This is a genomic window from Chryseobacterium sp. SIMBA_028, assembly GCF_046535285.1.
In the GTDB taxonomy this organism is placed as follows: Bacteria; Bacteroidota; Bacteroidia; order Flavobacteriales; family Weeksellaceae; genus Chryseobacterium.
This window is the reverse complement of the sequence record NZ_JAWRWZ010000473.1, coordinates 1-259: the sequence shown is the minus strand read 5'-3', so window position 1 is coordinate 259 and position 259 is coordinate 1. Positions and strand designations below refer to the sequence as shown.

1 pseudogene is annotated in these 259 nt (G+C 39.8%); it reads left to right on the top strand.

The annotated features are described in order from the left end of the window. Positions 1 to 259 (top strand): annotated as a pseudogene (locus tag SCA31_RS24175) (T9SS C-terminal target domain-containing protein); the annotation flags it as partial.

Genomic DNA, 259 nt, shown 5'->3' with positions numbered 1-259 from the left:
ATTCCAGAAGCAATATTGGAGTTTCAAAGAAGACCGAAAACTTTGGTGAAGGTGATTACTGGATCATCAAACTCAATAAAGATGGGAAAGTAGAATGGGAAAAGAATTATGGAGGAAAAGGAGATGACCATTTAAGAACGCTGGCATTGACTTCAAATGGATATCTCATCGGTGGTGAATCCAGATCCGAACGATCAGGCAATAAAACCGTTGGTATTGAAGAAGGAACCGATCTGTGGCTGATTTCACTCAATGAAAG